Here is a 15,452-nt window from a genome sequence, read left to right on the forward strand (position 1 = left end):
CGCCCTCGGCCTACCGGACGGTCGAGGCGATGACGTCCCGCAGCCGCTCCACGTACAGCCGCATGTTCTTCCACGCCACGTCGGTGTCCGGGTAGCGGCCGGCGAACCACAGACCCTCGTGCAGCCGGGTGACCCAGGCACACACCTGGTCGCCGTACGACACCCTGATCAGCCCGTACGCCTTCTGTTCGGTCCACTGTCCGGAGCCGGCGACGCCACGGATGTCGACGTAGGAGACGATCGAGTACAGGTCGGGCGAGGTGGGGCGGAAGTCCGTGCCGAGCAGATGCAGCACCCGGGCGAGCGGCATGCGGGCCAGATGCCGGGCGGCGTGCAGCGCGTCGCGGACCGTGCGCAGGGCGCTGGGCAGGTCGTACGCCTGCTCCACCGGGATCTCGATGGGCGCGCCGCCGACGTACCAGCCCACCGAGTCGGTCCAGCGGGACTTCACCCGGGTGTGGAACGGCACGACGGTGCGGTAGACCGGCTGTCCGCCGAGGTCGTGGACGATGAGGGCGGTGGCGGCCAGGATGCCGACCGAACTGCCGCCGTAGGGACGGCAGTATGCCTCGAACGCGGCGGCCGTGTCCGGGTCGGTGAGTTCCTCGCGCAGCAGCTTCTGGGCGGGCAGGCCGGCCTCGGGGTCGAGGCCGAGGTCGACGGGGAAGTTCGGCAGCCGGCCGTCGCAGCGGCGGATGAACTCCCGCCAGCGCGCGACGATCTCGTGGCGGTCGTCGATCCGGTCGGCGTCCGTGCGCTCGATCTCGCAGAAGTCGACGTAGCTGGCCGCCGGCGCCGGCTGCGGGGACGTGCCCGCGAGCCGCGCCGCGTACAGCTCGTGGATCTCGGCGGGGATGCGGTGGATGGAGTGGGCGTCGACATTGCTGTGGTCGAAGGCCATGTACACGCTGGTGGAGTCGTCCCGGACGACGGCCGTGCAGATGAAGTTGGGCCAGCGCAGCGCGTCCGCCGTGACGTCGAAGCGGTCCTGGAGATGGCGGACCAGGTCGTCGGGGTCGGTGAAGTCGCCGACCACCGTGCGGTGCAGGGACACGGCGTCGGCGTCCAGCGTGAACCGGCGCATCTCGTCGCCGGGCGCGCCGGACCAGCGGAAGCCGCTGCGCAGCGTCTCGTGCCGGAGCGTCCAGTCGCGCAGCGCCTCCTGAAGCGCGTCGAGGTCGGCCCGGCCCGGCATGTCGAAGGCGGTGCCGAGCCAGGTCGGCACGAACAGGCCGCCGTCCCGCACGGACCGGGCGGTCCTGATGTGCGACTCCTGGATGTACGCCGGGGGCCGTGCGTCCTCCGGCAGGTCCGCCGCCGCCGCGACGCTGGCCGGACTGAACGTCCATTCGACGAGTCGTCCGGGTCGGACCTCGCAGCGCTGGATGTCAGTCATTCGCACGGGCGGCTCCATTCGCGGCGGGGGGCACACCCGAAAGGGTGGTATCCCGCCCAACGAGGCAACCCTTTCTCGGAAACGGCGAATCAGCTGGTTCGGTCGACGGTGATCGAGTCCAGCTGCTGCCGCAGATACACGTGCGAGTCGACCGGCGGGTGCGCCACCCGGCCCACCGGGGCGGGCACGGACTCGACGATCGTGCCGGGCGTGCACTCCCCGAAGTACACGAGCGACATCAGCTCCTCGGCGGGCGCGTCCGCGGGCGGCGGCAGTACCCGGTGCCGCCCCGACCGCCACCGGTCACCGGTCCAACGGGCCATCAGATCGCCGATGTTGATGGTGAACGCGGCCGGGTCGTAGGGCGCGTCCTCCCAGCCGCCGGCGTCCGTGTGGACCTGAAGGCCGCCCTTGCCCGCCTGCCGGTCGAGGATCGTCACCGTCCCGAAGTCGGTGTGCGGCCCGATCCGGAACTGCCCCGGCTCCGGGTCTCCCAGGACCTCCCTGCCCGGGTACCAGTTGATGTTGAAGCCGTACGTCGGGTGGTCCATGTGCCGGGTGAAGAAGTCGGGTTCGAGGCCGAGGGCCTCGCCGAGCAGGGCGAGGAGCCGGTTCTCCAGCTCGCCCATCCGCGCGAGGTACTCCTCGACCAGCGGCCGCAGTTCGGGCACCTCGCCGGGCCAGACGTTCGGCGCGTACCACTCGGCGTTGACCACCGGGTCCTCGAAGGGCTCGTGCGTGGCGAAGCTCAGCGACTCCTTGAGGTCCGGCGGGGTCTCGGTGCCCTCGGAGTAGCCGTTGGCCTCCGCGCCCGGCCCGAGCCAGCCGCGTCCGCCGACCTTCACCTCGTACGCCTGTTTGGCCTCGGCGTCGAGCGTGAAGAAGGCGCGTGCGGCGGTGCGGATCCGGGCGCGCAGGGCCGGGTCCACGCCGTGCCCGGTGACCAGGAGGAACCCCGCGGTCCGCAGGGCCTCGTCGACGGTGCGCGCGATGGCCCCGCGGGCCTCGGCGTCGCCGTGCAGCCAGGGCCGCAGGTCGATGGTGGGGATGCGGGGGCTGCCGGGGGTACGGCGTCGGTCACTCACCGATGTCCTCGTTCCACAGGTCGGGATGGTGCTCGATGAAGGCACGCATCAGGTCGACGCACTCGGGGTCGTCGAGGAGCACGATCTCCACACTGTGCCCGGCCAGCCAGTCCTGTCCGCCCCGGAACGTGACCGCCTCGCCGATCACCACCCGGGAGATGCCGAACTGCCGGACCAGGCCCGAGCAGTACCAGCAGGGGGAGAGGGTGGTCACCATGGTCGTGCCGCGGTACGACCGCTGCCGCCCCGCCGCCCGGAAAGCGGCCGTCTCCGCGTGCATGGAGGGGTCGCCGTCCTGCACCCTGCGGTTGTGGCCGCGCCCCAGCAGCGTCCCGTCGGCCCCGTACAGCGCGGCTCCGATGGGGATGCCGCCCTCGCAGAGCCCGGTGCGGGCCTCCGTGAGCGCGGTGGCGAGCCACTCGCGTGCCTCCGACTGATCCATGCCCCCACTCTCCTGTGGCGGACCCGCGCAGGCAACGGCGGGAAGGGGCGAGCCGGCTCGGCGGCGGAGCGTGATGCCGCCTCGCCGTCGCAGGGGAGGCGGGCCACCGTGTCCGGGGCGCGGGGTGTCGTCCGCGGGCGGGCCGCCGCCGCGCCCGCGCGAAGGGGCACCTCGCCGCTGCCGGCGGGGGAGGCACGGTCGTACGGCTCGCGTTCCCCGCCAAGGCGTCCGGGCCGCCCCGCTCCGGTAATTCGGTGGCGGCGCGAGGGCCGGCCGGTGTTGTGTGGCCGGTCCCGGTGATCACCAGGAGCGCCGGAGGTGGGGAGGGTCGATGGTGTGGTGGGAGCGGGCTTGGCGGATCGCCGAGCTGCGGCAGCGGGGGGACGTGCTGGCGGCGTTCGTGGCCGCGTGCGGCGGGCCGGAACGGGCCCGGCAGGCGCGGGAGCTGGCGGCGGGGGTGTGCGAACTCCCGTACGCCGGGGGCGACCTCGACGCGGCCGAGGACGCCGTACGGACGCTGGAGGCGTGGGCCGACGACCTCGCGGACCACCCGTACCGTCCCGGCGAGTCCCGCCCGGACGCGGCGGACCGGCTGACGCGCGACCACTTCAAGGACGTGCTGCGCGAGGCCCTGACGATCCCGGCCCGCGACTGGATGTCGGTCACCCGGCTCTCCCTGGACGTCCACTACCAGGCCCTGTGCCGGGCGCGCGGTCTGGACTACCGGGTGCGCGAGGACGCCTTCTACGTGTACGGGCGCGGCACGATGGCCCTCGACCTCGGCCATCGCGTGGCCGCCGAACGTGAGGCGGCGCGGCTGCGGCAGCTGAGGCAGACCTGCGTCGGCCAGGCGTCTGCGCCCCTTCGGCCGGGGCCGGTCAGGGCTCGTCGCGCTTCTTCTTGTCGTCGTCCTCGTCCGCCGACTTGTCGTCCTCGCCCAGGGACTTCAGGAACTCGGGGTTGTCGTCGGGCGCGACCCACTGCTGACGCCGGCGGTCCCGTACGCCGGACCAGCCCTCCGCGGCCGGGCTGCGCTTCTTGCCCGCGATCAGCCAGGAGATCGAGCCGACCAGCGGGAACACCAGCACGAGGATCGCCCACAGCGGCTTGGGCATGTGGCGGATGTCGTCCTCCTTCGTGCTGATGCAGTCGATGAACGCGTACACGCTCAGCGCCAGTGGCACGAGGAACATCAGCACCCGGAGCATGGGCCCTCTCAGCGAAACGGTCGACGGACCGGGGGCACGGCCCCCGGGGTAAGGGCCAGGGTAGCCGCTCGGGGATACTTGACCCCATGGCTTACGACGATCTTCGTTCCCTGCTCAGGGCGCTGGAGCGCGAGGGCGACCTCAAGCGTGTGAAGGCTGAGGTCGATCCGTATCTGGAGGTCGGGGAGATCGTCGACCGGGTCCAGAAGTGCGGCGGTCCCGCGCTGCTCTTCGAGAACGTGAAGGGCTCCTCGATGCCCCTCGCGATGAACGTGTTCGGCACCGACCGGCGGCTGCTGAAGGCGTTGGGCCTGAGGTCCTACGGGGACATCTCCGACAAGATCGGCGGGCTGCTGAAGCCCGAGCTGCCACACGGGTTCGTCGGTGTCCGCGAGGCCTTCGGGAAGCTCGGCGCGATGACGCACGTGCCGCCGAAGAAGGTGAAGTCCGACAGCGCGCCGGTGCAGGAGGTCGTGCTGCACGGCGACGAGGTCGACCTGGACCGGCTGCCGGCGCTGTTCACCTGGCCCAAGGACGGCGGTTCCTTCTTCAACCTGGGGCTCACCCACACCAAGGACCCGGAGTCCGGCGTCCGCAACCTCGGTCTGTACCGCCTCCAGCGCCACGACAAGCGCACGATCGGCATGCACTGGCAGATCCACAAGGACAGCCGCAACCACTACCAGGTGGCGGCGCGCAGGGGAGAGCGGCTGCCGGTCGCGATCGCCTTCGGCTGCCCGCCGGCGGTGACGTACGCCTCCACCGCGCCGCTGCCCGGTGACATCGACGAGTACCTCTTCGCCGGATTCGTCGCGGGCAAGCGGATCGAGATGGTCGACTGCAAGACCGTCCCGCTCCAGGTCCCCGCGCAGGCCGAGGTCGTGCTGGAGGGCTGGCTGGAGCCGGGGGAGATGCTGCCGGAGGGCCCCTTCGGCGACCACACCGGGTTCTACACCCCGCAGGAGCCGTTCCCGGCCCTGAAGATCGACTGCGTGACGATGCGCCGCCGGCCGCTGCTCCAGTCGATCGTAGTGGGCCGGCCCCCGACGGAGGACGGGCCCCTGGGCCGTGCGACGGAACGCTTCTTCCTGCCCCTGCTGAAGATCATCGTCCCGGACATCGTGGACTACCACCTGCCGGAGTCCGGCGGCTTCCACAACTGCGCGATCGTCTCGATCGACAAGAAGTACCCCAAGCACGCCCAGAAGACGATGCACGCGATCTGGGGCGCGCACATGATGTCCCTGACCAAGCTGATCGTGGTCGTCGACTCCGACTGCGACGTGCACGATCTGCACGAGGTCTCCTGGCGGGCCCTCGGCAACACCGACTACGCCCGCGACCTGACGATCGTCGAAGGTCCCGTCGACCATCTCGACCACGCCTCCTACCAGCAGTTCTGGGGCGGCAAGGCGGGCATCGACGCGACGAAGAAGTGGCCCGAGGAGGGCTACACCCGCGACGGCGGCTGGCCCGACATGGTCGAGTCGGACCCCGAGACGGCGGCGAAGGTCGACCGCCGCTGGAAGGAGTACGGCCTTTGACTGCCTCCCTCCCTGAAAGGGAGGGGATTCCTGGCTCCGGCTGCCTCCGGGAGCGGCGCTCCCGGAGGTCTCACGCCCTCGACACCAGCAGGGTTCAGACCAGCCCGGATGAGCATCACACGGGCGGAGTTCCTGTCTCTGGGGGACACGGCTCCGCACGCGGTGCAGGTGTAGGTACGTTCCGAAAGAGGAAGTGCGTGCTTGGTTCTCGCTCCGCACGACGCGCAGTCCATTGTGGTGTGCGCGGGGTGCACCAGGCGGACGTCCCGCCCATGTTTGCGGCCCATCTCCAGCAGGGCCTTCTTGGTGGTGCCGATCGCTGCGTCGGCGGCCTTGCGCGCGATGGTAGACCGAGCGAGGAATTTCGGACGGAAGTCCTCCACAGCGATGACGTCGTGGGCGGTCACGACATGTTTGGCCCACTTACGGGCGGCGTCCTGCCGCTGACGGGCGGTCTTCTTGTACGTCTTCGCCCGCAGCTTCTTCGCCTCGCGATAACCCTTCGACGCCGACTGCCCCTCGGCGGGTTTACGGCGGGCCATCATCCGGTCGTACCGGGTCAGCGTCGCCTTGGCCTTCCTGCCGTGCTCGGCATGGGGGAGGTCGTGGGCATCACTGGTGGTGGTCGCGGTCTCGCGCACTCCCCAGTCCACGCCGATGACCGCGCCGGTGGTGGGGAGCGGCTGGGTTTGGGTGGGGACGACGAACGAGGCATACCAGTGCCCGAGACTGTCTCGGTACACGCGGACACTGGACGGATCGGAGGGCAGATCACGCGACCACACCACGGTCAGGACGATGCCGCCCGCGAGGTGCAGACGCCCGTCTTTCAAGCGGAAGCCACGCCGGGTGTAGTTGAGGGTGGGGTCGGCCTCGCGCTTTTTCTTGTGCTTCGGCATACCGGCTCGCTGCCGTTGCGGCAGGCGGTCGTGGATGTCCTTCAGTGCCTTTGCCCGGGACTTGCCGAAGTCGCGGATGAGCTGCCGCTGCGGCACCGAGTTGCCTTCAGCCAGCCACGGTGCGACGGCGCGAGCCTCGGTCAGCATCTTGTCCAGCCGTGCGGGGCCGCACTTCTCCCCGTCGCGGTGGGCCCTCTTGGAGCGGGCGACGCATTCGTTCCAGATCCACCGGCAGCGGTCCCATTCGGCCAACAGCGCCGAGTGGGCGGTCGACGACACGCGCAGCCGGTAGGTGTACCGGGCGTGCCCTGCACCTTCCGCCGCTCGTGGTGTCGTCATGACACCACGCTACCGCTAGAGTTCGGAACGTGACTGATGAAGTGCGTATCACGCTCAGGCTCCCCGCCGACCTCCACGCCTGGCTGGTGGCCGAGGCCACGTCCGCCCGCCGGTCCCTCAACTCCGAGATCGTGTATCGCTTGGACGGCGAGCGCTCAGCCGACGCGTCAGACGACGCGTCGCCATGACAGCTATTCAGCTTTCCGTGCCCTGCGCCGCAGGGGTTTGATTCCTCCCCGATCTGAAGGCCGGGGCACCCTCGGAGGTTCTCAGTGAGTTCCGCATCCGCCGCGATCCCGCAGCCTGGACGCACCAAGGCGTTCTTGCGCCTGGTGATGATCGAGCACTCGGTGTTCGCGCTGCCGTTCGCGTACATCGCCGCGCTCACCGCGATGTTCCAGTGGGACAGGAACGTCCACTGGGGTCGGCTGCTGCTGGTGACGATCTGCATGGTGGGCCTGCGGACCTTCGCGATGGCCGTGAACCGGATCATCGACCGTGAGATCGACGCCCGCAATCCGCGCACCGCGCACCGCGAGCTGGTCACCGGCGCGATGTCGGTACGGCACGCCTGGACGGGCGCCCTGATCGCCCTGGTGATCTTCCTGGGCTCGGCCGCCCTGCTGAACCCCCTGTGCCTGGCCCTCGCCCCCATCGCGGTGATCCCGATGGTGGTCTACCCCTACGGCAAGCGGTTCACGAACTTCCCCCAGGCCATCCTCGGCCTCGCCCAGGCGATGGGCCCGGTCGGCGGCTGGCTGGCCGTCACCGGCACCTGGTCCTGGGACGCGGTGATCCTCGGCCTCGCCGTCGGCGTCTGGATCGGCGGCTTCGACCTGATCTACGCCTGCCAGGACGTCGAGTCCGACCGCGAGATCGGCGTCATGTCGGTCCCGGCCCGCTTCGGCGTCCCGGCGGCGATCTGGGGCGCGCGGGTCTGCCACGCCGTCACCACGGCCCTGTTCGCCTGGTACGCGCTCGCCACCGGCGCGGGCGCCTTCTTCTGGCTGGGTCTGCTGATCGTGGCCGGCGCCTTCGGGTACGAGCACTCGATCGTCCGCCCCCATGACCTGTCCCGCCTGAACAGGGCGTTCTTCAGCGTCAACGGGTTCATCGGGATCGCCCTGTTCGTGTGCGCGCTGCTGGACCTGCTGGTGCGCGGGCTCACCGTCTGACAGGACCTGGCTGTGGCCTAGACCGCGAGTTCCCGACGGGAGACGGGGCCGCGGCGGCGGAACACGAACGCCGCCGCCACCCCGGCCACCAGCCCCACCAGATGCCCCTGCCAGCTGACGCCGGACTGGGTCGGGGCGAGGCCCGCCAGGATCGAGCCGCCCCAGACCGCGGCGACCAGCAGGCCGGCCAGCACACCGAGCGGACGCCGCTCGACGAACCCGGTGACCAGGAGGAAGCCGAAGAGGCCGAAGATCAGGCCCGAGGCGCCCGCGGTGTTCGTGCCGGACGGGGATATCAGCCACACGCCCAGCCCGTCCGCGACGACGATCAGCGCACAGACCGCGGCGAACCGGCGGATGCCGCCGAGCGCCGCGAGGAACCCCAGGACCAGCAGCGGCACGCTGTTCGCGGCGACATGGGCGAAGCCGAAGTGGATGAAGGCGGCCGGAACGACGTCGACCAGCTCCGACGGGGTGCGCGGGACTATGCCGAAGCCGTCCAGCGCGTGCCCGCTGATCACGTCGGCCACTTCCAGCAGCCACAGCAGCGCCACCCAGGCGGCCATCAGCTTGGCCGCGGTCAGCGCCCGGTCACTCCGCGACATCTCGCGCCGCGCGTCCCACATGTCCGGCATGGCAACCCCCACTGCCCAACTCGTCCCCAAACGGGAACGCCTGGCACCCCTTGGTCGGTTCCCACCCCGCCGCGCCGGATAGGCTCGGTGTCGTGAACCCAGTCAAGCCAGGAGAGACGGCGCGTACGCCTTGGATCGTAGGGGTGTCCGGCGCTTCCGGCACTCCATACGCCGCCGCCGTGCTCCGCGCGCTCCTCGCCGCCGGGGAAAGCGTCGACCTGGTCGTCAGCCGGGCGTCGCGGCTCACCCTCCTCGACGAGACGGGGATCTCCTTCCGGGACGGCCACTGGCAGGACGACCTGCGGGAATGGCTCGCTCGGGGCGCCGACGGCAAGCCCGGGACCTTCGCGGCGGACATCGCGGACGTCCGGTACTGGAATGCCGGGGACCTCGCCGCCGGGCCGTCCTCGGGGTCGTACGCCACCAAGGGCATGCTGATCGTGCCCGCCTCGACCGCCTGCGTCGCCGGAGTCGCGCTCGGGCTGTCCAAGGACCTGTTGCAGCGGGCGGCGAGCGTGACCCTGAAGGAGGGGCGCGAGCTGGTCGTCGCGGTACGGGAGACGCCTCTGAACGGGCAGACACTGCGCCACCTGGTGACACTGGACGACGCGGGCGCGACCGTCGTGCCCGCCTCGCCCGCCTTCTACGCCGGGGCCACGCACATCCAGGACCTGGTGGACTTCGTCGCCGGACGCGTCCTGGACGCGGCGGGTGTCGAGCACCGCCTCTACCGCCGCTGGAAGGGCGAACTGGGCGGCGGCGCCCGTTCCACCTGACCGGCACGCGACCGCATCACGCGGCAGCACCGGAACTCATCACTTCAAGGCTCAGTTCAGCAAGTACGTCAGACCTCTTCAGCGGAAGGCTTTCAATCGCATGGACGCGGTGGACAGGCAGCTCATCCAGGCCCTGAGGGAGAACGGCCGGGCCTCCTACGCGGAGCTGGGGCGCCTCGTCGGACTGTCGGGGCCCAGCGTCACCGACCGCATCAACCGGCTGGAGGCGGCCGGCGTCATCACCGGCTACCGCGCCACCGTCGACGCCGCCTCGCTCGGACTCGGCGTCACCGCCCTGATCGGCATCTCGCTGTCCGACGCCACCGACCACGAGGACGTGGCCAACCGCCTGCGGGACCTGGGCGAGATCGAGGACTGCTGGTTCATCGCCGGTGACGACTCCTACATGCTCAAGGTGCGCGCGGCCGACGTGGACGGTCTGGAGAAGATCATCCGGCGGCTCAGCGGCACCACGGGCGTCTCCCGGACCCGTACCACGATCGTGCTGTCCACGAAGTGGGAGAACCGGGTGGGCGAGCTGCCGGAAGAGGTCTAGGGGGCTGGGCGTACGGTTGACGGAGTCTGATCGAGAGAGGTGCACGCATGGATGTCGGGCTCAAGCGCGAGCTGGAGGAGAAGGTCCGTTCCGGTGAGCGGCTGTCCCGCGAGGACGGCATCGCGCTGTACGAGTCGGACGACCTGGCGTGGCTCGGCGGCCTCGCCCACGAGGTGCGCACGCGCAAGAACGGCGACGTGGTCCACTTCAACGTCAACCGCCACCTCAACATGACCAACGTCTGCACGGCCTCCTGCGCCTACTGCTCCTTCCAGCGCAAGCCGGGCGAGAAGGATGCGTACACGATGCGCATCGAGGAGGCCGTGAAACTGGCCAAGTCGATGGAGGCGGAGAACCTCACGGAACTCCACATCGTCAACGGCCTGCACCCGAACCTGCCGTGGCGCTACTACCCGCGCTCGCTGCGGGAGCTGAAGGCGGTCCTGCCGGACGTCTCCCTGAAGGCGTTCACCGCCACGGAGATCCACCACTTCGAGACGATCAGCGGGCTGTCCGCCTCGGAGATCCTCGACGAGCTCATCGACGCCGGCCTGGAGTCCCTGACCGGCGGCGGCGCGGAGATCTTCGACTGGGAGGTCCGGCAGCACATCGTGGACCACCGCACCCACTGGGAGGACTGGTCCCGCATCCACCGCCTGGCGCACGAGAAGGGCCTCAAGACGCCCTCCACGATGCTCTACGGCCACATCGAGGAGCCGCGCCACCGCGTCGACCACGTCCTGCGCCTGCGTGAGCTCCAGGACGAGACGAACGGCTTCCAGGTCTTCATCCCGCTGCGCTACCAGCACGACTTCGTCGACATGAAGGACGGCAAGGTACGCAACCGGCTCCAGGCCCGCACCCAGATGGCCACCGGCGCCGAGGCCCTGAAGACCTTCGCGGTCTCCCGGCTGCTCTTCGACAACGTCCCGCACGTGAAGGTCTTCTGGGTCATGCACGGCGTGCAGACCGCCCAACTGGCCCTCCAGCACGGCGCGGACGACATGGACGGCTCGGTCGTCGAGTACAAGATCACTCACGACGCGGACAACTTCGGCACCCCGAACAAGCTGACCCGCGAGGACCTCCTGGACCTGATCCGGGACGCGGGCTTCCGACCGGTGGAGCGCAACACGCGCTACGAGATCATCCGCGAGTACGACGGCCCGGACCCGGAGCGCCGCGAGTCCCCGCAGCCGATGCGGGTCTGAGCCTGCCGGCCGGGGAGAGGCGGGGTGTGTAAGGGATACGATTTCGCCGTGTCCCTTACTTTCACACTCGACCCCGCCGTCACCCCCGACCTGCGTGACGGCATCCTCGATCTGTGGACCGACGTCTCCAACAAGGGCGGAGCCGTCGGGTTCGTGCCGCCCGTGGCGCGCGAGGACGTCCGGCCGGAGCTGGTGCGGCACTTCGTGGCGATGGCGGAGGGACGCTGCCGGCTGCTGGTCGGGCACGACGCGGCGGGCGAGGTCGCCGCGACGGCGTTCTTCACCTTCAACACGCACCGGCTGATGGCCCACTGGGTGTGGCTGTACACGGTGATGGTGCACCCCCGGCACCAGGGCAAGGGCTACGGCCGCGACCTGCTGGCCGCAGCGGAGGGGGCGGCCCGCACCTTCGACGGCGTCGACGCGATCCGCCTCACCTGCCGGGGCGGCCTCGGCCTGGAGCGCTTCTACGGCTCCTGCGGCTACAAGGAGGTCGGCCGGATCCCGGACGCCATCCGGGTCGCGCCGGGCGACGACCGGGACGACGTGATCATGCTGCTGTCCCTCGGCCGGGTCGCCGCCTGACCCCCCTGCAAGATCGGCGGTCCGCCGTGCTTCACTGGGCAGTGGCCCTTTTTGGATTCGGAAGAGTGGATTGAGATGCTCCGCTACACACTGATGCGCCTCGGGATCTTCGTGGGCTGCCTCGTGGTCGTCTGGGGCCTCGTCTACTCCGGCCTCGCCCCGCGCGGCCTGGGCGACTCCAACGGCATGTGGATCGTCCTGCTCGCCCTGGTGCTCTCGGCCCCGATCAGCTTCGTGGTCCTGCGCAAGGAGCGTGACCGCGCCTCCGCCGGGATCGTCCGGCGCGTCGACCGGATGAAGGCCAACCTGGACGCGAACCGCAGCCAGGAGGACGACGCGGTCGACGAGGCCGCCCGGGCTCAGGGGCGGGCTTCCCAGGCCTCGTAGGGCCGACGTGCCGCCGCTTTCCGGAACCCGGCAGTGAATACCGGCTGGTAGCTGCGCGGGCGACCCCCTTACCCTTGTCCGGATCATGATGTGGGATGGCTGGAACCACATCGGGCCGACCGGTGTATCACCAGTAGGACCCGCATTCGACGGGCACCGGAACACAAGGGGGAACCGTGGCGCGAGCGCGCGCGAAACAGGGCGCACGACGTATTGCCGAGGCCGTGGCCTCCGGCACCGATCCGCGGACGGCCGCGCAGGAGGAACTGCGGCGGCAGACCGGCGGACGAGGAACACAGGGCACCGGCGGTGAGTACGACGCCCAGGGCCAGGGCATCGACCCGGCCGACTTCCCGGCCGCACGGGAACAGGGCGGCTCCACCGCCACCGTCATGCGGCAGAAGACGGTGCCGCTGGACGAGGCCGGGGAGGCGCTCGGCCGCAGCGAGCAGGTCCGCGAGGGCACCGAGACGGTGCACGCCATCTGCCCGATGGTGATCCCCAAGGGCCGCTCGATCATCTCCATGCTGCCGGTGCTGATGCTGCTCGTGCTGGGCGCGGTCGGCGCGGGCATCGCGGGGGCGTCCGGCGCTGACGTGCTCACCAACCCCCTGTTCGGCGTGCACTACTGGCTCGTCTCGCTGCTCGCGGTCGCCTTCGTGTGGTGGCGCCAGGGCATGGTCATGGTCCCCGAGGGCTGCCAGGCGATGATCACCCGCTTCGGCAAGCTGGAGAAGGTCGTCGGACCGGGCCGGATCGTGCTGCTGAGCCCGTGGAAGCGGGTGTCGTACATCGTCAACACCACGATCGAGTACCCGTTCAACGCGCCGGTGCGCGAGGCCCCGACCAAGGGCGGCGTGAAGGCGTCGATCGACCTGTTCATCCAGTTCCGGATCAGCGACCCGACCGAGTTCGTCTACACACTCGGCGCGGTGCGCGGCTTCGAGGAGAAGCTGAGCAACGCGGTGAGCGAGACGATCCGCACCCTCGTCTACGAGCAGGAGGCCGCCGGTATCTACGACATGGTGGGCGAGGACACCGGCCGCCTGCTGGACCTGCTCAACCAGCAGTTCCGCCCGGCCGTCGAGCTGACCAACGCCAACATCACCCACGCCGAGCCCTCCGACCAGCGCTACCGCATGGACCTGGCGGCGCCCGAGATGGTGCGCGTGGCCAAGGAGGCGTACACCCACGAGTACGCGCTCCAGCTCCGCAAGGAGCAGGACGAGGGCGACCTCACCCGGGAACTCGCCTCCAGCCACGAGACGCTCTCCGCGATCCAGGCCGACATCGCCCAGTACCAGGCGCAGATGGACACCGCCGTGGAGCGCGAGACCAACCGCGCCGAGGCACTCGCCCGGCAGCGCTACGTCCAGGCCGAGTCGGAGGCGAAGGCCAACGCGGCCCTGCTGGAGGCGCAGGCGCTCGACATCCGCGCGGTGACCGCCGCCGAGGCGCCGGAGATCCTGGAGTACCGCTACCAGCAGCAGGTGCTGGACACGCTGGAGCAGGTCGCCGACCACCTGCCGCGACTGGTGCGCATCGGCGGCACGACCGACGGCGGCGGCGTCGCCGGCATCGACTTCCTGGAGCTGGCCCGCGAGTTGGTCGGCGAGCGCGGCACGGAACTCTTCACCGACGAGGACATGGCCGCCGTACGGGAGCGTCTGGGCGAGGTGTCCGAGCGGATCGCCGCGCGCGAGGCGGAGATCGGCGCGCTGCTGGCGGCCGACCGGCCGACGGTGCCGCAGGTTCCCGACCAGCCCGCACCGGCCGACACGGACGCCGGCGACGACAGCTCCGACACCGCCGAGGAGGCCACCCGATGAGCACCGCCCGTTCCCAGCGCAGGTCGGTCATCTCCGAGAAGGTCGCCCCCTGGTCCGACATCGCGCGGCTGCTGCGCGGCGGCGAGGCCGACACCCTGATCCCGGTGATCATCCCCCGTCACCGGCGCCGCCTGTGGTGGATGCTGCCGCTGTGGCTCGGCGTGTACGCCCTGTTCATGGGCGTGATGCTGTCCCTGAAGGAGGCGGACGCCGAGTCGGCCGCCGGGGACTTCGCCTACGGCACGCTCGCTGCCCTGTCCTACGCCGGCGGTGCAGTGCTGCTGCTGATCGGCGGGCTGTGGTGGTGGCGCTCCTCGATCGTGGAGATCGAGCAGGGCACCAACGGCGTGCTGACCCGCTACGGCGCCGTCACCCGCACGCTGGACGCCGGCCGCCACTATCTGTGGCACCCCTGGTCCCGGGTCGACTTCGTCGTCGACACGGCCACCGAGATCCCGTACTCCGCGCCGGTGATGGCCTGCCCCACGCAGGAGAACGTGCCGCTGCGCTCCATCGAGTTCTTCCTGAAGTTCCGCATCACCGACGCCGTGCTGTTCGTGCGCACCATCGGCGCGGGCAACTTCGACCTGGTGCTCTCCAGCGCCGTGCAGGACGCGATCCGCCAGCGCGCCCGCAAGATGCGCACCGAGCGCGCGTACGACCTGCGCGGCTCGGACGTCGCCGACATGCAGGAGCTGCTCAACCGTCAGCTCTCCGGCTACGGCGTGCGCATCACCGGCTCCAACATCCCCGACGTGCAGCTGCCGGCGCAGTACCAGCAGCACCTGGCCACCCGGGAGCGGGTCGCCAAGGAGCGCACGGCCTACGAGCAGGAGTGGGGCCTGATCCGCAAGCGCCGGATCGACCAGCTGGGCATGGACATCGAGCGGGCCAAGAAGGTGCGCGACGCCCGGATCGTCGAGGTCAAGGCGGCGCTGAACCGGGCTCGTGAGGAGGTCGCCCAGCTGCTGGAGCAGCAGGAGACCAACGCCCAGCGGGTGCGGTTCGAGATCGAGACACGGGGCCGCAGCGGTCTGATCGCCGCCGAGAACGAGGCCCGCGCCCAGCGTGCCCTCGCCAAGGCATACCGCGACAACCGCGCCGTCCTCCAGTACGAACTGGCCCGGCGCCGCCTGGAGGTGGGCGCGAAGCTCGCGGGCCGGGCACCGCAGCCGGTGGTGGTGCGCACCGACGGCACCGGCGCCGACACCTCGGCCCTGTCCACCCTGCTCACCGCGCAGTTGCTGCCCCGGCTGACGGCTCTGCCGCCCGTCGACGGGCAGGCACTGACGGACCGGATGACACGGTTCGCCGGCGAGCTGGGCGGCGAGGACTAGGGCAGGCGTTCACGGCGGGCCGGGTGGGATCTCCCTCCCGGCCCGTAC

At 70.5% G+C, this 15,452-nt stretch carries 16 protein-coding genes; 10 read left to right on the top strand and 6 right to left on the bottom strand.

Features of this window, described 5'->3' with window-relative positions; all coding sequences use genetic code 11:
• Positions 1–10: 10 nt before the first annotated feature.
• The 4 genes from AC3ETA_RS14710 to AC3ETA_RS14725 all read right to left on the bottom strand — a co-directional run bounded on the left by AC3ETA_RS14710 (position 11) and on the right by AC3ETA_RS14725 (position 4,131).
• Positions 11–1,402, bottom strand: coding sequence for a condensation domain-containing protein (locus AC3ETA_RS14710; RefSeq protein WP_432193327.1), 1,392 nt, complete (start codon positions 1,400–1,402; stop codon positions 11–13).
• 83 nt (positions 1,403–1,485) lie between these two features.
• Positions 1,486–2,481 (bottom strand): isopenicillin N synthase family dioxygenase, encoded by a 996-nt coding sequence (locus AC3ETA_RS14715; RefSeq protein ID WP_432193328.1) that lies wholly within the window; start codon positions 2,479–2,481, stop codon positions 1,486–1,488.
• Positions 2,474–2,923, bottom strand: coding sequence for a nucleoside deaminase (locus AC3ETA_RS14720; RefSeq protein ID WP_432193329.1), 450 nt, complete (start codon positions 2,921–2,923; stop codon positions 2,474–2,476). Before AC3ETA_RS14720 ends, AC3ETA_RS14715 begins: the two co-directional genes overlap by 8 nt.
• 878 nt (positions 2,924–3,801) lie before the next feature.
• Positions 3,802–4,131 carry a PLD nuclease N-terminal domain-containing protein gene (locus tag AC3ETA_RS14725; protein WP_432193330.1) on the bottom strand — a complete coding sequence of 110 codons (330 nt, stop codon included), beginning with the start codon at positions 4,129–4,131 and terminating at the stop codon, positions 3,802–3,804.
• Between the two features lie 86 nt (positions 4,132–4,217).
• On the opposite strand from AC3ETA_RS14725, the gene AC3ETA_RS14730 reads away from it, so the two are divergent.
• Positions 4,218–5,675, top strand: coding sequence for a menaquinone biosynthesis decarboxylase (locus AC3ETA_RS14730; RefSeq protein ID WP_432193331.1), 1,458 nt, complete (start codon positions 4,218–4,220; stop codon positions 5,673–5,675).
• Here the strand turns inward: AC3ETA_RS14730 and AC3ETA_RS14735 are convergent.
• A complete protein-coding gene (locus tag AC3ETA_RS14735) occupies positions 5,582–6,913 on the bottom strand; it encodes an RNA-guided endonuclease InsQ/TnpB family protein (protein WP_432193332.1) in 1,332 nt (443 codons plus the stop codon). The genes AC3ETA_RS14730 and AC3ETA_RS14735 overlap by 94 nt on opposite strands.
• 29 nt (positions 6,914–6,942) lie before the next feature.
• Between AC3ETA_RS14735 and AC3ETA_RS14740 the strand changes: the two genes are divergently transcribed.
• Positions 6,943–7,101 (top strand): toxin-antitoxin system HicB family antitoxin, encoded by a 159-nt coding sequence (locus AC3ETA_RS14740; protein ID WP_432193333.1) that lies wholly within the window; start codon positions 6,943–6,945, stop codon positions 7,099–7,101.
• Positions 7,102–7,185: 84 nt separating this feature from the next.
• Positions 7,186–8,088: a menaquinone biosynthesis prenyltransferase MqnP gene (gene mqnP / locus AC3ETA_RS14745; protein ID WP_432193334.1), complete on the top strand. Its 903-nt coding sequence runs from the start codon at positions 7,186–7,188 to the stop codon at positions 8,086–8,088.
• A gap of 17 nt (positions 8,089–8,105) precedes the next feature.
• Here the strand turns inward: mqnP and AC3ETA_RS14750 are convergent, their stop codons facing one another.
• Positions 8,106–8,723, bottom strand: a complete 618-nt coding sequence (locus AC3ETA_RS14750) for a rhomboid family intramembrane serine protease (protein WP_432193335.1) — start codon at positions 8,721–8,723, stop codon at positions 8,106–8,108.
• 92 nt (positions 8,724–8,815) lie between these two features.
• On the opposite strand from AC3ETA_RS14750, the gene AC3ETA_RS14755 reads away from it, so the two are divergent.
• The 7 genes from AC3ETA_RS14755 (at position 8,816) to AC3ETA_RS14785 (ending at position 15,404) form a co-directional block, all read left to right on the top strand.
• Complete coding sequence (locus tag AC3ETA_RS14755) at positions 8,816–9,499, top strand: UbiX family flavin prenyltransferase (RefSeq protein ID WP_432193336.1); 684 nt, start codon at positions 8,816–8,818, stop codon at positions 9,497–9,499.
• A gap of 100 nt (positions 9,500–9,599) precedes the next feature.
• Positions 9,600–10,055, top strand: a complete 456-nt coding sequence (locus tag AC3ETA_RS14760) for an Lrp/AsnC family transcriptional regulator (RefSeq protein WP_030944826.1) — start codon at positions 9,600–9,602, stop codon at positions 10,053–10,055.
• A gap of 47 nt (positions 10,056–10,102) precedes the next feature.
• On the top strand, positions 10,103–11,266 hold the full coding sequence (mqnE, locus tag AC3ETA_RS14765; protein ID WP_432193337.1) for an aminofutalosine synthase MqnE: 1,164 nt from the start codon (positions 10,103–10,105) through the stop codon (positions 11,264–11,266).
• 48 nt (positions 11,267–11,314) lie between these two features.
• Positions 11,315–11,851, top strand: a complete 537-nt coding sequence (locus AC3ETA_RS14770) for a GNAT family N-acetyltransferase (protein ID WP_432193338.1) — start codon at positions 11,315–11,317, stop codon at positions 11,849–11,851.
• Positions 11,852–11,926: 75 nt separating this feature from the next.
• On the top strand, positions 11,927–12,238 hold the full coding sequence (locus tag AC3ETA_RS14775) for a DUF4229 domain-containing protein (RefSeq protein WP_432193339.1): 312 nt from the start codon (positions 11,927–11,929) through the stop codon (positions 12,236–12,238).
• Positions 12,239–12,414: 176 nt separating this feature from the next.
• Positions 12,415–14,067 carry an SPFH domain-containing protein gene (locus AC3ETA_RS14780; protein WP_432193340.1) on the top strand — a complete coding sequence of 551 codons (1,653 nt, stop codon included), beginning with the start codon at positions 12,415–12,417 and terminating at the stop codon, positions 14,065–14,067.
• On the top strand, positions 14,064–15,404 hold the full coding sequence (locus tag AC3ETA_RS14785) for an SPFH domain-containing protein (RefSeq protein ID WP_432193341.1): 1,341 nt from the start codon (positions 14,064–14,066) through the stop codon (positions 15,402–15,404). Before AC3ETA_RS14780 ends, AC3ETA_RS14785 begins: the two co-directional genes overlap by 4 nt.
• Positions 15,405–15,452: the final 48 nt, after the last annotated feature.

The sequence above is a fragment of the Streptomyces sp. bgisy027 genome, assembly GCF_057710365.1.